Source organism: Floccifex sp., from assembly GCF_051873495.1.
In the GTDB taxonomy this organism is placed as follows: Bacteria; Bacillota_I; Bacilli_A; order Erysipelotrichales; family Erysipelotrichaceae; genus Floccifex.
This window is the reverse complement of the sequence record NZ_JBJEEX010000092.1, coordinates 1-21,468: the sequence shown is the minus strand read 5'-3', so window position 1 is coordinate 21,468 and position 21,468 is coordinate 1. Positions and strand designations below refer to the sequence as shown.

At 31.7% G+C, this 21,468-nt stretch carries 13 protein-coding genes; all 13 read left to right on the top strand.

Annotation, left to right across the window (positions count from 1 at the left end):
* Positions 1-26 precede the first annotated feature (26 nt).
* A complete protein-coding gene (locus tag ACI313_RS05445) occupies positions 27-1,430 on the top strand; it encodes an oligosaccharide flippase family protein (protein ID WP_439755489.1) in 1,404 nt (467 codons plus the stop codon).
* A gap of 7 nt (positions 1,431-1,437) precedes the next feature.
* Positions 1,438-2,541 (top strand): Coenzyme F420 hydrogenase/dehydrogenase, beta subunit C-terminal domain, encoded by a 1,104-nt coding sequence (locus ACI313_RS05440; RefSeq protein WP_439755488.1) that lies wholly within the window; start codon positions 1,438-1,440, stop codon positions 2,539-2,541.
* 21 nt (positions 2,542-2,562) lie between these two features.
* Positions 2,563-3,516 carry a sugar phosphate nucleotidyltransferase gene (locus tag ACI313_RS05435; RefSeq protein WP_439755487.1) on the top strand — a complete coding sequence of 318 codons (954 nt, stop codon included), beginning with the start codon at positions 2,563-2,565 and terminating at the stop codon, positions 3,514-3,516.
* Between the two features lie 88 nt (positions 3,517-3,604).
* Entirely contained in the window at positions 3,605-5,104 is a 1,500-nt protein-coding gene (locus ACI313_RS05430; RefSeq protein ID WP_439755486.1) for an LCP family glycopolymer transferase, read from the top strand.
* A 328-nt stretch (positions 5,105-5,432) separates the two neighbouring features.
* The gene (locus tag ACI313_RS05425; RefSeq protein ID WP_439755485.1) at positions 5,433-6,911 is read left to right on the top strand and encodes an LCP family protein; all 1,479 of its coding nucleotides are present in this window, start codon (positions 5,433-5,435) and stop codon (positions 6,909-6,911) included.
* Positions 6,912-6,942: 31 nt separating this feature from the next.
* Positions 6,943-8,316: an exopolysaccharide biosynthesis polyprenyl glycosylphosphotransferase gene (locus ACI313_RS05420; protein WP_320104469.1), complete on the top strand. Its 1,374-nt coding sequence runs from the start codon at positions 6,943-6,945 to the stop codon at positions 8,314-8,316.
* 9 nt (positions 8,317-8,325) lie between these two features.
* The gene (locus ACI313_RS05415) at positions 8,326-9,153 is read left to right on the top strand and encodes a glycosyltransferase (protein WP_320607492.1); all 828 of its coding nucleotides are present in this window, start codon (positions 8,326-8,328) and stop codon (positions 9,151-9,153) included.
* Position 9,154: 1 nt separating this feature from the next.
* Positions 9,155-10,264 carry a glycosyltransferase gene (locus tag ACI313_RS05410; protein ID WP_320607493.1) on the top strand — a complete coding sequence of 370 codons (1,110 nt, stop codon included), beginning with the start codon at positions 9,155-9,157 and terminating at the stop codon, positions 10,262-10,264.
* Between the two features lie 5 nt (positions 10,265-10,269).
* Positions 10,270-11,334 (top strand): EpsG family protein, encoded by a 1,065-nt coding sequence (locus ACI313_RS05405; RefSeq protein ID WP_320607494.1) that lies wholly within the window; start codon positions 10,270-10,272, stop codon positions 11,332-11,334.
* Positions 11,335-11,337: 3 nt separating this feature from the next.
* Positions 11,338-12,321, top strand: a complete 984-nt coding sequence (locus ACI313_RS05400) for a glycosyltransferase family 2 protein (RefSeq protein WP_439755484.1) — start codon at positions 11,338-11,340, stop codon at positions 12,319-12,321.
* A gap of 83 nt (positions 12,322-12,404) precedes the next feature.
* The gene (locus tag ACI313_RS05395; protein ID WP_320607496.1) at positions 12,405-13,229 is read left to right on the top strand and encodes a LicD family protein; all 825 of its coding nucleotides are present in this window, start codon (positions 12,405-12,407) and stop codon (positions 13,227-13,229) included.
* The gene (locus ACI313_RS05390) at positions 13,216-14,640 is read left to right on the top strand and encodes an oligosaccharide flippase family protein (protein WP_320607497.1); all 1,425 of its coding nucleotides are present in this window, start codon (positions 13,216-13,218) and stop codon (positions 14,638-14,640) included. Before ACI313_RS05395 ends, ACI313_RS05390 begins: the two co-directional genes overlap by 14 nt.
* Before the next feature lie 36 nt (positions 14,641-14,676).
* Positions 14,677-21,381: a leucine-rich repeat protein gene (locus ACI313_RS05385; protein WP_439755483.1), complete on the top strand. Its 6,705-nt coding sequence runs from the start codon at positions 14,677-14,679 to the stop codon at positions 21,379-21,381.
* The last annotated feature ends 87 nt before the right edge of the window (positions 21,382-21,468 follow it).

The following is a 21,468-nucleotide window of genomic DNA, read 5'->3' as shown; positions in this document are numbered from 1 at the left end:
ATGGTGGTCAGTGGAAGAGATGCAGAATGGAAAATAACAGAAATAAATATTTAATGAAAAACACATTATTATTTACCTTAGGAAATTTAGGCTCAAAATTAATTACATTCTTTTTAGTACCGTTATATACAAGTGCATTAACTACGGCACAGTATGGAGTTGTGGATTTAGTGGCAACTGTTAGCACGGTGGCAATTCCAATTATTACAATAAATATATGTGAGTCTGTTATGAGATTTGCATTGGATAAGGATGCAGATCAGGAACAAATCACACAAATAGGTACATATATCTTTTTGTTTGCATGTTTAATTGGATTGATTGTTATCCCAATTTGCACTCGATTTGAACAAATTTCTCAATATGCAGTATTGACTTATTTTTATGTAATAACATCTGCGGCTAGTCAGCTTTATTTATGTGATTTGAGAGGAAAAGAGAAGTTACTCCACTATTCTATAGGTAACATACTACATACTTTTTTTATTGCTTTATTCAACGTTATTTTTCTTCTTGCTTTTAAAATGCAGATTGAAGGATATTTATTGGCATTTATCTGTGCGAATCTTATTACATCCTTTTATGCATTGCTTGTAGGCAAGGGATATAAAAGTTTTAGGCTAAAAAAAATAAATAAAAAACTATTAAGAGATATGTCAAAATACTCAATAGTATTGATACCAAATTCATTTATGTGGTGGATTATGAATTCCTCTGACAGAATAATGGTTTCAAGTATGGTGGGAATTTCCGCCAATGGTATATATGCTGTTTCATACAAATTACCAACACTCGTTTCAACCTTAACATCAATTTTTAATCAAGCTTGGGGTTATTCTGCCATTAGGGAAGATGGTGCATGCGATGAAGAGGAATATAATAATCGCGTTTTTAAAATGTTGACAGGAATTGTTATGCTGATAGGGATTGGCATACTAACTTTTGTGAAACCATTTTTGAGTATATACGTTTCGGATGAATTTGTTTCTGCATGGAAATATACTCCATTCCTTATAATTGGGTATGTTTATTTGACATTGGGATCATTTATGGCAACTAGCTATACTGTTCATAAAGATAGTTTTGGCTATTTATTTTCCGGAATGTTTGGTGCAATTTTCAATATTGTACTAAACTTTGCTCTAATTCCTTTTATTGGTGTATATGGAGCGGCTATAGCCACTTGTATAAGTTATGTATGTGTATTCTTATTCAGGCTAATTCATACAAGAAAATATATTAATTACAAGATAGGAAATATTGAGTTTCTTTTTGGAAGCCTTATTTTAATTTTGTCTTCTGTTGCCATTTATTTAAATAATAATATTGGGTTTGTAATTCAAGTTATACTTTTTGGAGTGGCAGTTTGTATTTTGGGTAAACCGTGGCTGTCTATGGTGAAGAGAATTATTGATATTAAAGGGAAGTGAACAAGATATGAAAACTGTATGTAAAAAAGATCAATGTGCAGGCTGTATGGCATGTGTTGATATATGTTCAAAGAAGGCTATTCAGGTAGTCGATTCTGTAGTGGCATATAATGCTATTATAGATGAAGAAAAGTGTATTAACTGCGGCGCTTGTGAAAAAATATGTCAGGAAAATAAGTCTCCAATTCAACAAAAACCTATAGTGTGGAAAGAAGGATGGGCTAATGATCAGAAAATTAGGAAGAAAGCCTCATCTGGAGGGGTGGCGTCTGCTATAGAATTAGCTTTTGTAAATAATGGAGGTACAGTTTGTAGTTGTTCATTTGAAAATGGATTTTTTTGTTTTTCTAGTGCACAGACTGAACAAGAAATAGAAAAATTCACTGGTTCCAAATATGTGAAAAGCAATCCTAAAGGTATTTATAAAAAGATATTTGATTTACTGAGAAATGGTAAAAAAGTTTTGTTTGTCGGATTGCCATGTCAAGTAGCAGCAGTAAAGAATTTTGTAGGCGATAGAAAAAATTTGTATACAATAGATTTAATTTGTCATGGGACTCCTTCACCAAAGATACTTGAACGATTTTTAAATGATTATCAGTTAGATCTTGTTAGTGCTTCAAATATAAAGTTCCGTGAAAAAACAAAGTTTTACTTGGAAAATAATCAAAAACGCTTTACAGTTCCAACAGTTGTAGATAACTACCTGATGACATTTTTGGATGCAGCATCATATACGGAAAATTGTTATGAATGCAAATATGCCAAAACTGAACGTGTTGGTGATATTACATTAGGTGATTCCTGGGGAAGTGAACTGGCGGAGGATATTCAATGCAAAGGAGTTTCACTTGTACTTTGTCAAACGGAGAAGGGAAAAGAACTTTTGGAACAAGCGGATTTACATCTTTCAGATATTAATCTAGAGCGAGCAATACAATGGAATCATCAGTTGCATCGTCCATCTGAAAAACCAAAGCAGCGTGATAAATTTTTAAAAGAAATACGTAAAGGAAAAAAATTCAGTCTATGCGTTTGGGTTAGTTATCCTAAGAGATGCATAAAAAATTTTATTAAGACAATCTTGTATAAGACAAAAATAGTTCGATAGAGCAGGCTGAGTGATAATTTTATGAAAAATACAACGTTATTAATTATGGCAGCTGGTATTGGTAGCCGATTTGGTGGAGGTATTAAACAATTGGAGCCAGTTGGCCTTAATGATGAAATTATTATGGATTATTCCATTCATGATGCAATAGAAGCAGGGTTTAATAAGATTATCTTTGTAATTCGTAAAGATATTGAATCGGATTTCCGGGAACGTATTGGTGATCGTGTAGAAAAGGTATGTGGCAAGTTAGGAGTGAAAGTTGCCTATGCTTTTCAGGATATGGCGGTAATACCTGAAGGATTTTCAATACCGGAGGGAAGAACAAAACCTTGGGGAACCGGGCAGGCAGTTCTTGCTGCAAAATCTTTGATTCATGAACCTTTTGCGGTTATCAATGCAGATGATTATTATGGAAAAGAAGCATTCCAAAAGATTCATGATTGGTTGGTTTTAGATCATCAAGATAATGCAATTGCAATGGCTGGTTTTATTTTAAAAAATACACTTTCTGATAATGGTGGTGTAACTAGAGGTGTTTGCAAAGTTGCAGATGGACATACACATATCATTGATGTGATTGAAACCAGCAATATTGTAAAAACTATAGTGAATGGGAAAGCTGGTGCAGAAGCTAATGGAGAGATTCTTGATCCAGAAAGTTATGTTTCTATGAATTTTTGGGGCTTTCCAGCAAAAGAAGGAGAGGCTCCTTCGTATATGAATGTTTTAGAGAAAGGGTTTACTGAGTTTTTTGAAAACACAGTAAGTAGCAATCCTTTGAAAGCGGAATATCTGTTACCAACGCATATTGGAGGATTGTTGCGTGATGGTAAGGTTACTGTGAAAGCACTAGAGACAACGGATAAGTGGTTTGGTGTTACATATAAGGAGGATAAAGAGGCAGTAATAGAAAGTTTTAAAAAGTTAATACATGATGGTGTGTATAGAGAAGAACTTTATTCAGATTTATGAGAACTTTATAACTGTGCGAATAGATAATCTCAATTTTAAGTCATGAGGAGATTGTTTGAAGGATGTAACAATCGAGAAAGGAAGCACTATGAAAAAATTATTAAAAAATGTTGGCTTTTATTTTAGTTTAATTACTATTATTTCTATATTATTCTTTTTATTTAAAATTAATGGCGTAGGAATATTACCTGCTAAGATATTTATTCCTATCGCATTGGTTTTAATTTGTATTGTGTTTATTATTGTTGTTTTTTGGATAAAAGCTAAAAAAATGATTGCCAAAATCATTCTTTCTATTTTATCTCTTTGTCTAATTGTTTCATCTGTAGCAGGAGTCACTTATGTTGATAAAACAGTGGATTCAATTATGAAAGTAAGTTCTAATGATACAAAGATGAAAAAGACCATTAGTGTATATGCCTTAAAACTAAGTTCCATTCAAGATAAAGAAGATTTAAAAGGACGAACGATTGGTGTATTAGAAAATAAAAACAGAGAAAACGTAGATATTTGTTTAGATAAATTAGGATTCGATGTGAATGTGAAAGAATATTCATCTTCATTGGATTTGATAGCAGATTTTAAAGGCCAAGCAATTGACTGCATATGCATCGATCAAATGTATCTAGATGTTATAGAAGACTATGAAGGATATGAAAATTTTGAAGACGATATTCATGAAGTTTATTCATATGTTTACTATATTGAAAAAGAAAATGAAGTTGCTGATGCTGATGTGGTTAGTGAACCTTTTAGTGTACTAATCAGTGGAATTGATACAAGAACAAATTCTTTTGACGATGCCGATGGATCAAGAAGTGATGTGAACTTAGTAGTAACAATTAATCCTACGACAAGAAAAGTTTTATTATTGTCCATTCCAAGAGATTATTATGTAGAAACAGTTTGTGATGCGGTTGATGGATGTGCGATTGGGCAAAAAGATAAATTAACGCATACTGGATGGCATGGAATCTCTACAACTGAAAAAACAATCGAAAATTTATTGGGAATTGAAATTAACTATAATGTTAAAGTTAACTTTAATACATTAAGTACATTAGTAGATTTATTAGGTGGAATTGATGTATATTCCAATCAATATCTTGCCAATGCAGCTAGTAGTGGATGCGTCGTGAATGAAGGATGGAATCACTTTGATGGTAAATGTGCCTTGGCTTATTCTCGTGAAAGAAAAGCATATGCCGATGGAGACCGTCAAAGAGGAAAGAACCAAATGCAGGTGATTACAGCTATCATTAAGAAAATGGTTTCTCCAGATTTATTGATGAATTTCTCAGATATTATGGATTCCATGGATGAATTATTCCAAACAAATATGGATATGAATAAGCTCTTTGCCCTTGTGAAGAAACAATTAAGCGATGGTGGTTCTTGGTCTATTTATCAATATAGTTTAAATGGAACAGGTGGTTCTGATTTTGCGTATGAACTAGGAATGAATGCCTATGTTATGTATCCAGATCAAACAACGATTGATAATGCCATTGCGGATATTCAATCTATCAATAATGGGGAAACACCTCCATATGTGAATACTCAAGATAGTACAGAAAATACCAATTAAGTACAATTATTTAAGGGCTATGGAAGATAAAAGCACCTACTTTTCATAAAATTTATTATTGTTTACTATTGACATTTTCTTACTTGGTTTGACCACATATTTGACGGAGAAAAATCAAAGGAAAACAAATAATGTCATAAATTTAGCTAAAAATCACATGAATCGATGTTTCACTTTTTCAAAGGACAAGTCGACTTTGACTTTATTTTTGATTGTTATATAATATATTAACAATAATAATCTTTTTAGGCACTTTTTTGTGTATCTTAGAGTTACTTACTCTACGAAAAAAAGGATTAGTTTACTAATGGTAGAGATGGGGTTAATGATGAAAAAAATAAATGGAAATAATCGATGGAGCAAAAGAATTGGATACGTAATTACTTTTTTTCAATTAATTGCTTCTATTGTTTTTTTTGTGTCTCTTTATAAATTAGGAATGTTACCAAATATGTACTTAGTATTGATTGCTGAGATATTAGCAATTCTATTACTTATTATGTTTTTGGGACAATATAACTCTAAAAGAAAAGCAATCTTTGGTAAATTGCTTAGTATTTTAATGAGTGTTGTTTTGGTATTTGCTTCTACTTATGTTTTTAAAGCTAATGGAGCTGTTGAAGAAATTAGTAGTGGTGGTAAAAAGTTAGACAAAGTCGTTGTCGCTGTTCTTAAATCGGATCCAGCTGAAACAATTAAAGATGCGAAGGATTATAACTTTGGTGTGCAATATCAAATTAAGAGTGAAGAAATTCATGAAACTATCGATGCAATTAATGATGAAGTCGGAGCATCAATAAAGACTACTGAATGTAGTGGAATTCAAGAACAATCTGAGGTTTTAAATCAAGGAAATGGAAATGCCATTATCGTAAATGAAGCTTACTTGGGTTTATTGGAAGATGAATCAGGTGATTTTAGTGACAATATCAAAATTATTTATTCTCATGAAATTGAAACAGATGTTGATGAATCAGTTTTAAATGCGTCTCAAAACGATATCACAAAGAATCCATTTATTGTATATATTAGTGGAATTGATGTATATGGTGCCATTGAAACAAATAGTCGAAGTGATGTAAATATCTTAGCTGTTGTTAATCCTACTAGTCATCAAATTTTATTAGTTACAACACCACGTGATTTTTATGTTGAGTTCCCAGGTGTTACTAATGGTCAATTAGATAAATTAACACATGCAGGAATTTATGGTGTTGATGTTTCTATGGCAACATTAGGAAAATTATATGATGCCGATATTGATTTTTATGCACGTGTTAACTTTACTTCTTTAGTTGAAATGGTTGATGCATTGGGTGGAATTGATGTGAATTCCGAATATGCGTTTACTACCGTTGGAGGATTAAATGTTTCACAAGGAATGAATCATTTTAATGGAAAACAAGCTTTATCTTTCTCTCGTGAAAGAAAGAATTTAGCGGCTGGAGATTTCCAGCGTGGAAAAAACCAACAAGCTGTTATTACAGCTATGATTCAAAAAATTGTATCACCTGCGATTTTGACAGGAGCAAGTGATTTGATTAAAAGTGTTGCTGGCAATGTCGATACAAATATGTCACAGGAACAAATTCAATCACTTATTAAAAGTCAATTAGCAAATCCACAGTCTTGGAAAATTAAATCCATTGCTGCAGAAGGGACAGGGGATATGCAAATTTGTTATTCAATGCCTAGTACACCATTGTATGTTACACAACCTAATCCGGATTCAGTTAATAATGTCAAATCGGCCATTTCTAGTGTACTAAATGGAGAAACGTTCGATGACTCTGTTGTCACACAATAGTTTGAAAAGATGAAATGAGGTGTGAGAATAGATGTCGCAGGATAAAAAGAAAAACATTATAAAATACACATATATATTGATAACTTTGGGAATTGCGTTTTTCTCAGCTGTAGTTTTATGGTACTGGAATATCAGTGGAGAATGGACCGAAGGATATCATGGAACATTAACATTAGTAGCAGTAGGAATAATCTATTGCATTACATACTGGTTTTTTGCTCGTTTATATCAAGCACAGAAAATTGGTTTGTATCGTTTAACAGAATTGCTTTATTTTCAATTGCTTTCTTATGGAATTTCAGATGCCATTTTATATATTGAATCTGTTTTTTGGTTTCATGGAATCGATAAATTAGATATTTTATCGTATTTATTTACATTAGTTATGCAATTACTCATTATTTTAGTCATAACTTTTATATGCAATCGATTATTTGCTTTGTATGATGAACCCGTTAAAATCATGATCATATACGGCGATGAATCATATCAAGATTTTTTAAAGAAATTAAATCAGAAAAAATATCGATACAATGTCGTTACTTGTCTATCGGATTGTGCTTCAATAGACAAAATAAAAGAAGAAATTAATCAATGCGAGAGCATTTATCTATACGATGTAAACAAAGAAATAAGAAGAGAATTAATTCTTTATTGTTATTCAAAAGAAAAAGAAGTATATCTTACCCAAGATATTGAAGACTTGGTTTTAAGAAGTTTTGATGTATCTCATACATTTGATATTCCATTTTTACGAACAAAAAGAGTTTCTGAAACTTGGTATTACAGAATAGTCAAAAGAGCATTTGATATTGTTTGCTCTTTATGTGCCCTTATCATATTGTCTCCTATCTTATTAATTGTCGCTTTTGCAATCAAATTATACGATGGAGGACCTGTTTTTTATAAACAAGTACGCTTAACAAAAAATCATAGAGAATTCGAAATTTACAAGTTTAGAAGCATGATTGTCAATGCCGAAAGTCAGGGTGCTAGACTATCTTCAAAAGGAGATTCGCGAATAACTCCTGTAGGTAAATTTATTCGTATGACTCGAATTGATGAATTACCTCAACTTTTCAATATTTTAAAAGGAGATATGTCAATTGTAGGTCCAAGACCAGAACGACCAGAAATTGAAGAAGAATATCTTAAAAATTTACCGGAATTTTCGCTTAGATTACAAGTTCCAGCCGGACTAAGTGGATATGCCCAAGTTTTTGGAAAATACAATACCACTCCAGAAAATAAATTAAAAATGGATTTAATGTACATCAATCAAAGAAGTTTGTTGTTAGATTTAAAAATTATTTTATACACAATTAAAATAATTTTCCTTCCAGAAAGCACTGAAGGAGTCGATGAAAATCAAATAACTGCAGAAAAAGAAAGAGTTGTTATGTAGGAGGTTTTCATGAATTATTCAGTGTTAATGTCAGTATATTTTAAAGAAAATGCACAGTATTTTCTTGAATCTGTGCAAAGTATGTTAAATCAAACTGTTAAACCCGATGAAATTGTTCTAGTTTGTGACGGTGCTTTAACAGAAGAATTAGATTCAGTGATTGGATCATTACAAGAAGAAAATAAAAATTTATTTAAAATTATTCGATTAGAAAAAAATGGCGGACTAGGAAAAGCTTTACAGATTGGAGTGCAATCTTGTAGTAACGAAATTGTTGCTCGCATGGATACCGATGACATTGCACTTGAAAATAGAATGGAAAAACAATTGGCTTTCTTAGAACAAAATCCAGACATTTGTGCAGTGGGTGGTCAAATACAAGAATTCAATACCAAACTTGAAAATAAAGTAGGTTATCGTTGTGTTCCACTAACGCCTGAAGATGTTAGGAAAACGGTTTCTTATCGAAATCCAATGAATCACATGACCGTTACTTTTCGAAAACAAAGCATTTTAGATGTAGGAAATTATCAGCATTTTGATAAATTTGAGGATTATTATTTATGGGCACGTCTTCTTGAAAATGGATATAAATTAGCAAATATAGATAGCGTTTGTGTCTATGCTCGAGTAAACGATGCAATGTATAAACGACGGGCTGGAGTAGAGTACTTTAAGCAGACATTGAAATTAGAAAAGTACTTATTGAATAGCGGTTTAGCTAACAAATATCAATATTATAGAAATATATGCATCAGGCTATTTGGCACAGTTTTAATTCCTAATCGTATTCGATCACATTTATACAACAAAATGATGAGAAAAACGGAGGTTTAAAATGATAAGAATATTACATTTTTTATCCGATCTAGATATCTCATCAGGCGCATCCGTTGTTGCGATGAATTATTATCGAAATATAAACAAGGAACATGTACAATTTGATTTTTTGTATTTTGAAGACACTTCAACAAATTGTATAGATGAAATTGAAACATTAGGTGGCAATGTATATAGAATTCAAAAACCTAATTTTTCTAAAGAATCAATTAAAGAATTGAATAACTTTTTTAAAGAACATCAAAATACATGGACAGCACTTCATTGTCATCCTGTATATGGAGCTGTTGTAGTTGGACGTTTTGCTCGCAAATATGGAATAAAAAATATTATTCAACATAGTCATTCTACTCAATTTGGAAATACTAAAAAATCGAGCATGCGAAATTATTTAATTAGTAAAATGAATCCTTTTATTGTCACAGATTATTTTGCGTGTTCACAAGAAGCGGCAAGGTTATTAGGATGGAAGTTTATATGGAAAGACAAAGTACATATTCTTCATAACGCCATATTATGCGAGCGATTTAAATACGATGACAATAAAAGAAATCAAATACGCTCTCAATACGGAATTCAAGAAAATACAGTTGTCATTGGACATACAGGACGGTTCAGTGTTGAAAAAAATCATGAATATTTATTAGCATTTTTTTATGAATATCATAAATTAAATTCTAATAGTAAATTGATTTTATTAGGAGACGGTCAAGAAAAAGAAAACATACAAAAGATTATTTCTGAAAATGCTCTATCTGAAGATGTGTTAATGGTAGGCAATCAAAAATGTCCAGAAAATTATTTATGTGCCATGGATTTTTTTATCTTTCCATCCTTTTATGAAGGAATTAGTTTGGCACTGTTGGAAGCCCAATGTAATGGACTAGTTTGTTTTGTATCGGATCGAGTCGATATTCAATCAAAACAAATAAATCAATATTATAGTTTTTCATTAGATACTAAACCTGATAAATTGGCAAAAATTGTATATGAACAGCCTTTAAATGCAGATAGAAGAATTTCATATTATATATTAAAAAATTCTCATTTTAATTTAATTCAAGAAGTAAATAAACTTGAACGATTTTATGAAAGCTTAGAAGGGTGATCATCATGGATATATTTTTTACAGTTTGTTTTTACTTAATTACAATGGTCTTAACTTGTTTTTTTACAAAAAAAGCAGTAGACAAAAATGATATTCGATGGTTATTGATTCCTGTTATATTGTTGTCACTCGTTGCTGGGCTACGTTCATTTGATGTAGGGACAGATACCCATAGAGTTGTTCAATCCATTGAATATACATATGAAAAAGGAATTTTTTCTCATTCTAAGGAATATATTTACTACTTCTTATGTAAATTTTTGATGATTATATGGAAGAATCCTTCTTTTGTTTTAACTGTTTTTGCTCTCATCACAAATGCTTTGGTTTTCATTCGATTATGGGATTTTAAAGACAACATCAATATTGTTGTTGCAACTTCAATTTATTTTTTATTTTATTTTGGATTAAGCATGAATATTGTCAGACAATGTATGGCCATTGCGATTGTTTTTTATGCAACGAGATTTATCGAAAAGAAAAATTATAAATTCTACTTTTTGGGAGTATTCATCGCCTTTTTAGTACATATAAGTTCATGTGTAGCTATAGTGATACCTGTTATTTATTTGTTTTTTGAAGGTAAGTTATCAGCGATAAAACAAATAAATAAAAAATATATATTTATAGTGGTAACCATCTGTATTGTATTAGGCTCATTTTTAATTTATAAATATGCAGGTTATTTTTCAGAATTTAGCTTGAATATCGGACTAATGCAGACAGTGTGTTTATTGTTGTTGTTAGGATCATATTTCTTAATCTACATGAACAAAGAAAAAATAATGAAATCAAAGTCGTTGGAAAATGATTTTGAAAATCTTCGTACTGTATATTATGTAGCACTACTTGGACATGTCATTGCTTTTCTTGGATATATGGTTCCTGCCTTAGGACGATTAGGATATACATTTAAATTATTTGAAATTGTTTATTATGGCATGTTGATGAAAAAAAGTTTCTATTCCAATGTCGTTAAAGCAAGTATTTACGGAATGCTTTTATTGTTAGGATTCTATTCTTTCATGACTTATGGAGGAATCGTTCCATATGCATTTATAGGAGGATAGTAAATGGATAATGTAATGTTTTCTATTATTGTTCCTGTTTATAATGCACAAAAGCATCTTGAGCAATGCGTTGATAGCGTACTTAATCAAACTTATTTTAATTTTGAATTGATTTTGGTCGATGATGGTTCAATTGATTCATCACCTTCTATTTGTGATGCATACTCAAATCAAGATAAAAGAATTAAAACAATTCATCAAGAGAATAAAGGGCAAACAAGTGCTAGAAAAAAAGGATTAGAAGAAAGTATAGGAAAATATATTTTATTTCTAGATAGCGATGATTGGATAGATCAAGATACATTAAAAATGAGCTCATCTATCATTGAAAAATATACTCCAGATGTTTTGGTATTTGGCTGGAATGAATATAGAAATGGAAACTATATTGAAATTGATTCTTGTCTCAAAGAAGGTTTTTATCGTAGACAAGACATCGAGGAGAAAATCTTGGCGAGCTTATTGATGAATGAAAATGGATTGTTTTTTCCCAGAGCCTTATGGGCAAAAGTATATAAAAGAGAATTAATTATTGAAAATTTAAATAAAGTTCCTGAAATTATTCGAAATGGGGAGGATATGTGTTGCGTTGTGAATACAATACTACACGCTGATTCACTGTATATATGCAAAAATCAAATGTATATGTATCGAATTGAAAACGAATCCTTGTCTAAAAGTGGAGATGAATTTGCTTTTAAACGATGTAAAGTAATGGCTAATTTCTTAAATGAAACCATTATAGAGAATGAAACATTAAAGGAACAATACAATCGATTATTAGTTCAACAAATGTATAGTGCAGCAGTTCGCATGCATAATGCGATTGGTTTTAATAAACGATTTATAGAAGAATATAAAGAATTAGTATCAGATTCTCTTTGTAAAGAAGCAATTAATTGTGCTTATTTTTCAAAAGAGAATCGAAAACTAAGAATGAAACAAAGAATTTTAAAGTTCGGAATGCGATTAATATCTTCTAGATAAAATTGTTGTAACAAGAATCTTGTTTACACATATAAGTTTTTTAGATATTGGATATGAATGTAAAGGAGGGGATTTACGCGCAGATGGAAAAATTAGAAAGTGTTTCAGAAATACAAGATGTGTTATTAAATATTTTGAAATATATTAAAGAAATATGTGAAAAGCATAATCTTGAATTTTATCTATCAAATGGAACATTGTTGGGAGCTATAAAATATAACGGATTCGTTCCTTGGGATGATGATGTTGATATATTTATGCCACGAGAGGATTACGATCAATTCATGAAATTAGATATAAACACTGATGTCTATGAGTTATTATCGAAAGAAAAGAATCCATCTTGGAATATGCCTTATGCAAAATTAAAAGACAAAAGAACGTATTTAAAAGAGAATACCGCTGATTTTGGAATGGAACTTGGAATAGCAGTTGATATATTTCCATTAGATAATTGGAATGGAAACGAAGCAAGAGCAATGCGACAAGCAAAGTATTGTAGTCTTTTAAGAAGATGTTTGTCAGCTTCAATTGAAGAAGAATTCCAATCACCAAGAAAAGGAATAAAAAGACTGATTTTGTATATTATATGGAAATTCAGTAAGTGTTGTGGTTCGGATTATTTTTATAAATTGATACAAAAAGAAGTGAACAAAGGGTTAGAGAATAAAGCAGTTAGTTATTCAGGAAGTGTGGCTTGGGCTTTATATGGAAAAAAAGAAGTCATTCCATCTTCAGTATTTAATGAAAAAATAAATGTTTTATTCTGTGATGAATTGTTTCCGGCCCCTGCTGGATATGATATTTATTTGAAAAATTTATATGGAGATTATCATCAAGATCCTCCAAAAGAAAAACAGAAGTCACATCACAACGTAATGGCATGGTGGAAAGATGAGTATAAATAAGAATAAATTTAAACAAAACGTTCTGCAAGTAATGACAAGTCGTGGAATTATGCTCGTATCAGAAATTTTATTAGGCTTTGTCGTTCCTAAAATATTAGGAGTAACCGGATATGGGTATTTGAAAACATATTCCTTGTACACAGCCTATACGGCCTTGCTTCATTTTGGATTCGTAGATGGGATTTTATTAAAGTTTGCAGGACAAAATTATGAAGACTTAGATAAAAAGAAAATTCGCACGTTATCGATGTTTTTCATTGAAATGCAAATTGTAATTGGAATTCTATTGTTGCTTATTTGTAAATTTTTTGTGCCTAGTGAATTAAAATTTATTGGTTATATGCTTTCTATAAATACATTTGTTATTAATTTGACTTCATATTACCAATATATTTCACAAGCTACACAAAGATTTAAAGAATTATCAACAAGAAATATATTAATTGCAATCTGTAAAATTTTGCTGGTATGTTGCCTAGTTCTTGTTTATAAAAATACCGGAAATTATGTTTCTTATAAATTATATATTGTATTCATTAATATAATTGAATTCAGCTTAATGCTTTGGTATGTAATAACATATCGAGATATTACTTTTGGAAGAAAAGAAAAGTTAGTAGACTGTAAAAATTTAATTGCTGGATGTTTTAGAAACGGTTTTGCGTTAACAATTGCTTATCAAGTATCTCATTTAGTTTTTATGCTAGATCGACAATTTGTCTCAATTTTATACACAGCTGAAACATTTGCAATTTATTCATTCGCATATAGTTTAGTGTCAGTATGTACCAAAATCATTTCAACACTATCAACGGTTTTATTTCCGATGTTGAAACAGATGAGTGAAGAAAGTGCTTTAAAATATTTTTCAGATTCGATTTCAATGATGTTGATTTTATCAGGCTTGGTATTAACAGGATATTATCCTCTCACTTGGTTTATCAAGTTTTTTCTACCAGCCTATGTTGATTCACTTATATATTTAAGAGTAATTTTACCGGCGTTATTATTGAGCTGTTGTATTTCGGTATTAATGTTTACTTTTTATAAAGTGATTAATAAAAATATGATTTATTTCAAAATAAGCTGCATTGTATTTGTGATTAGTATTATTAACAATTTTATAGCTCACATTTTATTCGGTTCTGCTCAAGCAATTTCATGGGCTTCTACAATTACAATGTTAATTTGGTTTATTTTGGCTGAATCATATTTTATAAAGAATTACCATGTGAAGTGGAAACAAAATTTAATATATGCATGTGTGATTATGATTTGTTTCTATGGTATTAGTTATTTCAATGGACCATGGCTTTTACAAGCAGTTGTCTATTTTCTTGTATATTTTGTCATAACCATTCTATGGTATAGAAAAACGTTATTATCTAACAAACTGTTAAAAAGGAAATAGTAAATTATTTCCTAAAATAAAAAGAAAGGAGAAGTTATGAAGATAACGAAAATGAGAATCGTTGCGTTTTTGTTAGTTACAGCATTAAGTATGAGTGTTTTTCCATCTCCGGTTTTTGCTGAAGAAAGTGAACCTGTAACAACAGAAACAACTGAAAACGAAGAAGTTAAGGAGGTGGAACAGGAACAAGAAGTTGTAGAAACAGATGATCCAATTACTGATCAAGAAGATACAACACAAGAAAGTGATGAAATTGAGGAAGAATCGGATTCAGAAGAAAATGAAGCTGATTTACTTTCTGATGATACAGTTAATAAATCAATCAGTAAAAACGATACGATTGAAGGTACAGATTATCACGTTACATCACTTAAAAAGTATTCTGTTGCACCAGATGTTAGTGAAAAAGTTATTGTTACAAACAATGAAGAAGGTAATTTACAAACAGTAGCTAACGTTATGGAAATTAATACAAGCGGAGGAAAAGCTAAAGTTGTAGGTGGTTATGGAAAACGTAATCCTGCCACAGAAGGATGGACTTTCTCAACAACGACTGCACAATCACATTTATATGAACAAACTCACAATGCCAATGTAGTTGGTGGTGTCAATGCTTCTTTGTTTAACATTACAACTGGTGAGCCAATGGGTGTTCTTGTAATGGAAGGAACAACTTATAAAGAAGACATGGGTTTGCCGTATTTAGCTGCTTTTGATGATGGTTCTGTTGGTATTTTCTATGGAGGAACTACACTTGCTAGTGCAACAAGTCAACAAACTCAGAAACAAGGACATCAAGTAAATTTAGTTGATGCGATTTCTGGATGGGTAGTTTTAGTTGATGGAGATCAAGTTGCTAGTAATGGTTCAAACGGTGGTTATTATCCAAGAACTGCTGTAGGACTAAAAGAAGATGGAACAGTTGTTATGATGCAATCCGATGGAACACAAGCACCTCGTTCAACAGGTTATACACTTGAAGAAATGGGTTACATGATGAAATCTCTTGGCTGTGTTATTGCTCTTGAATTAGATGAAGGTGGTTCTTCTACATTTATTTCTCAAAGAGAAGGAGAAAGTGACTTATCTTTAAGAAATACACCTGCTGGTGGATCTGAACGTGGTGTAGCTTCAACAATTTTAGTTGTTTCAAATGCTACAGCTGACGGATCATTTGATCATGCATCTATTACACCAAATGCAGAATATTATACACCAAATACATCTGTAACATTGACTGCAACTGGAATTGATGGTTCAGGTGCATTAGCTGGAGGTGTTCCAGAAACTGTTACATGGGCATTAGCACCTGGCTATGAACAAATGGGAACATTGGAAAATTCTTCTGTTAATGGTAATAATGCTACTGTTGATTTTATTTCAAATGGAACATTAGGTGATGTTGAAATTCAAATGTTGAATGGTACATCGGTTGTAGGAACAACAACTATTCATATCCAAGAACCTGATTCTCTTTCATTCGCAAGTAAAGAAGTAAACTTGAAATATGGCGAAGAAAGTGATTTAGGATTAAAAGCTAAATACCAAGGAGCAATGGTTAATTTAAAAGGTGGAGACATTGAATGGACTCTTTCAGAAGAAAGTGCTGGAACATTTGATGGAATCAAATTTATAACTACAAGTGATAAAAAAGTATCTGTCTCTGCGCAAGTAACAGCTACTTATGGTGAATTAAGTGCTACTACAATTCTTAATATCGGTAAACAACCAACTGTCATCTTAGATGGTGGAGATACAGATCAATGGAACTATAGTAATATTGGAACAACAGTAAATTCTTTTGATGGTTTAGGAGCACAAGATGTTGCAACTTATTCTTATGCTGGAAGAGGTGGAGTCGTTAAAGGTTCAGTTGTTAGCGATTCAGATCCAGAATACGCTGATATCGTTCGATTTGGCAGTAAAGCTATTAAATTAGATTTCGATTGGACAGGTATTACTGGAACAGATGGAGCTTGTTTAGGATTAGGAAGTCCGCTTGATGTTCCTGGAACGCCAACAGCTATTGGAGCTTGGGTTTATATTCCTGAAAATGTACCTGTTCCATGGATTCGTGCCCAAATTCAAACAAGTACAAATAATGGTGAAAAGTGGATAGATGCATATGTAAACTTTACTTCAGAACATGGAGAAGGTACAGTTACAGGTTGGCAATATATTGAAGCAGATTTAACTCAATATGCCGGATCGTTGATTCGTGTTAATAGCGGTATGTTATTACGTGCCATGGTTACAACTTCTGGTATTGGATGGACTACAACAGATGGTGTTAAATTAGATAAATCAGCATTAAAAGGATATATTTTACTTGATAATATCCAAATCGTATATGGTGCTAATAACCAGGACGTAACAAATCCTAATATTAACAATATTCAATTAATTAATCCAGATGGAACAAAATCAGAATTAGAAAATGGTATGGAATTAGCTTCTAATACATTAAATTTCTTTGTTTCGTATGATGATAATCAAGCAACGGATGAAAATGCAACAGGTATTGAATCGGCTTACTTCTATTTTGATGGAAATTATTATGGAGAAGGTTCAATCGATAATTTAGGAAGTACCTTAACAGGACTTGAACTATCAAATGGTGAACACTCATTAACGTTCTATTTGAAGGATGGATATGGAAACGTAACAAGAGAAACTCGTTATTTCACAGTCAATGGAAATGAAGAATATACAAAAGTTTCTTTGGATACAAGTAAAAATCCACTTGTTGGAAAAGACTATGTTCTTACACTAGAAAGTAATAAAGTTTCTAATGTTTCATCAGTCGAAACAACAATTGTAATTCCTAGTGACTATCCAATTAAAAATGTTGAATTTGCATCAGGATTTACAGGAACTTATTCTTATAATCAAGCCAAATCGGAATTAAAGATTAGTGCTCAAGGTGATGGAACTCAAACTGGTTCAGAAATTGCCAAGATCGTATTAGAAATTCCAAAATCAACAACAAAAGGAGCTTCTATCAATCTACAAGTAAATCAAGGAAGTTATGAAGTAGTTGATAGTTCATGTGCTACAAATGTTGATTTATGGGCTAGAGGATTTAGTACAAATAAAAAATCGATTCCTATACAAGCTACGTATTTACTTGAAACAGAAACATTAATTGTAGGACAACCGGCTACGATTACTGTTACTGAAAATGGTAAACCAAAAGCAGATGTTGAAATCTTTATGACAGGAGATATCAGTTTAGGCAAAACAGATGAAAATGGTAAATTAATTTCTAATGCTCTTACTGTTGCGGCTGGATCATATACATTATATGCATTAGATGCAGATGGTAATTATTCATATTTAGTACCTGTTACATGCTTCAATGCCAATGGAGATGAAGAAGGAAAACCATTCAATGTATCTATTAATATTGCCAAAGACTTAAGTACAGAAAAGAATATCTCTTGGATGAGTAATCCGGTTGCTACAGAAGAAGTAGCTAAAATCAAGCTTTCTAGTTCCGAAGATATGAATGGAGCTACAACAATTGATGGTGAAACTTCATTGGTTACTTATAGTGGAAGTGGTTTAGTTAATAGAGTAAATTCTGTTTACTTAACAAATCTGACACCTGGAACAAAATATTATTATCAAATTGGTGATGGTAAAGTTTGGTCTGATGTTAAATCATTTACTACAAAACCAGCAAAAGATGAATCAGCAGAATTCTTTGTGATTGCTGATATTCAAGAAGAAGATGCATTAACTGGATTTGGGCGAATCGCAAATTACTTAGATGAAGGTAATTATGATTTCGGTATTCAAACTGGAGATGCTGTAGATAATGTTCGCTTCTACAATCAATGGGAAGATGCGATTAACTTGTTTGAATTGGTCCCTGATTATGATATGATCCACGTTATTGGAAATCATGAAGATGATGATGACAATAATGGTGGATATGCTGCAAAACAAACATTTAACCTTGAAGGTGATTGGTATTCCATTGAATATGGTGATGTATATGTTGCGGTATTAAATCACGTTACTAGTTCAGAAAGCTTACAAGCATTTAGTAACTGGTTACAAGAAGATGCAGCTAAATCAACTTGTACTTGGAAAGTTGTAACATCTCACGTACCAGTATATACAACAAACCCAGCAGCAGCTAATCAAGCTTATATGGACATTGTATCAGATGCTATGGAAGCAGCTAATATTGATTTCTACTTTGCAGGAGATGCCCATAGTTATGCACGTACAGCTCCATTAACTGATATGCAAGTTGATGAAGACAATGGTGTTGTATATTATATTTGTGGTTCTACAGGTGGTAAATCTTATGCAGCAGTAGATGTACCAGAATATAATTTCCAAGTGGCAACAATCGACTTTGAAAGCGTATATGTTGATGTAAAAGCGGATTTTGATTCTATTGAAGTAACAGCATATAACATTGATGCCAATGGAAATAGAACGGTATTAGATTCATATTCAAAAGAAATACCTTATTGTGAAAACGATGAACATAATTATGTTTATGATAAAAACACGGATAATTTAACTTGTTTAGATTGTCCAACTGTTACAACAGCTGCTAAAGATATGTATAGTGGATTTGCCACAGACAAAGAAACAGGTAAGAAAATGTACTTTATCGCAGGTAAATATGTTACAGGATACGTCCAACTAGAAAGAACAGCTTATTTCTTCGACAACAATGGTCTAGGATATGAAGGATCATTCAACTTAGGTGGAGAGACATGCTACTACGAAGGTGGTACATTCGTAAGAAGTGATAATGCAAATGTTATTGCTGCTGGATGGTGTGGAGATAATGCTGATTATGCAATCTATTCAGATGGTACAATCGTAATTGGTGGTTCAGGTGGATTGAATACAAGTTCACGAGAAAATGTACCTTGGCAAAATTATCGTGGATTCATCAAAAAAGTAGTATTTGAATCTGGAATTGATTACATTTCCGACTATGCTTTCTATGATTGTGATGCCTTAACAACAGTTGAATTCGAAGAAGGAAGTAAGATGAAAACAATCGGTGGAGCTGCTTTCTTTAGCTGTGGTCCATTGAAAAATGTTGTTTTACCTGAAGGTGTTGAAACAATTTATGGTAATGCATTCGCAAGCTGTCCAAACCTAGAATCAGTTTACATTCCAGATAGTGTTTCATATATTAGTTCCGTTGCCTTTAAGAATTCACCTAAATTAGTATTAAGTGTAGCACCAGATAGTTATGCTAAAGAATGTGCAATTAAATACAATGTTGCATATGAAGAAAGAGTTCCAGTTGATATCGCAAGTGGTAAATGCGGTGATAACTTAACTTGGACACTATCAAGTGATGGATTATTAGTTATCTTGGGTGATGGTGCTATGACAAATTACGGAGCTGCTAAAGATGTTCCATGGAATAGTTATAGTAAATCAATTCGAAGCGTACAAATTTCAGCAGGTGTTACAAACTTATCTGACTATGCATTCTTTGGTTGTGAAAACTTATCTTCTGTTACATTTAAACGTGGAAGCAAATTACAAACAATTGGTGGATCGGTATTCTATGGATGTAAGAAATTGACAGAAATTGATTTACCACAAGGTTTATCAGTAATTTATGGAAATACATTTGCGCATTGTACTAAATTAGAATCTGTTTACTTACCAGATACTATTTCTTACATGAGTAGTAGCGTTTACAATCATTCTTCAAATGTTGTATTGAGTGTTGCTTCTGATAGCTATGCTAAAGATTACGCTGAAAAACATAATATTAAATACGAAGAACGTAAGATTGTTGAAGTTGAATCTGGTAAATGCGGTAATAATCTTTCATGGAAATTAATGAGTGATGGCGTTTTAACAATTACCGGAAATGGTGCAATGACTACATTCAAATCAGCAGAAAGTGTTCCTTGGGCTTCATATCGTACAATGATTAAAGAAGTTCATATTGGATCAGGTGTAACTAGTTTATCTGATTATGCATTCTACGGATGTGAAAGACTTACTGTAGTAGAATTTGGTAAAGATAGTCAATTACAAGTCATTGGTGGTTCTGTATTCTATGGATGTAAAACTTTACCTGAAATTGAATTACCAGAAAAAGTAAGCACAATTTATGGAAATACATTCGCTCATTGTAGCAAATTAAGTTCTGTATATTTACCAGAAAGTATTTCTTACATGAGTAGTAGTGTTTATAATAAATCTTATAAAGTAGTATTAAGTGTTGGTTATGATAGTTACGCTAAATCATATGCAGAAAAGAACAATATTAAATACACAGAAAGAAAAGTTGTTGAATTGGGTTCTGGTAAATGTGGAACATCAGTTTCTTGGAAATTAACAAGTGATGGAATTTTGAATATTACTGGTAATGGTGCAATGGCTTCTTACAAAACAGCTGAAAGCTTACCATGGAATTCATATCGAAATGTGATCAAGGTTGTTAACATCGGAGCAGGTGTTACTACTATTTCAGATTATGCATTCTATAGATGTTCAAATCTTGAAGAAGTTAATTTCGCAACACAAAGTGTTCTTAACACAATTGGAGGTTCTTCATTCTACAGATGTAGTAGTTTAACTTCTGTAACATTGCCTAATTTTGTTAAGACAATTCATGGTAATGCATTTGCTAAATGTGAAAATTTGAAATCAGTAAGTGTTCCTAAATACATTAACTATATTTCAAATTCAGCATTCACTGGTTCTAATAAAGTTGTGATTACTTTTAGAGCTTATTAATCACTATAATGAGTTTAAGGATGATTGGTTCAAATGGGTAACCAAAGTTAACCGGGGTTTTTCCAAAGTTAAGTGGGGTCAACACCG